Origin of the sequence: Bradyrhizobium cosmicum (assembly GCF_032290525.1) — a bacterium.
Classification (GTDB): Bacteria; Pseudomonadota; Alphaproteobacteria; order Rhizobiales; family Xanthobacteraceae; genus Bradyrhizobium; species Bradyrhizobium cosmicum_A.
The window spans coordinates 1-238 of record NZ_JASXTA010000577.1; the positions used below are offsets into that span (position 1 = coordinate 1).

General features: G+C 37.0%; 1 protein-coding gene. It reads left to right on the top strand.

The window, feature by feature from the left end:
• Window positions 1-208 (top strand): hypothetical protein (locus tag QSV46_RS40995; protein ID WP_314964488.1); only part of this gene is annotated, 208 nt, incomplete at its 5' end.
• Between the last annotated feature and the right edge of the window lie 30 nt (window positions 209-238).

Here is a 238-nt window from a genome sequence, read left to right on the forward strand (position 1 = left end):
CTATGAAATCATTGATAATGTGTTATTAAGGAGAAACTATGATTCAGTTTTATTAATACGCCTTGAAAAAGCTGAAGCACAAACGGTTTTGCAGGAATTACATGATGGACCGACAGGTGACATTTTGGAGGAGACACTACAGCGCACAAAATACTACATGCTAGATATTATTGGCCAACTTTGTTCAAAGATGCCCATGACTATGTGAGGAAATGTAAAATATGCCAAACTACTAGCG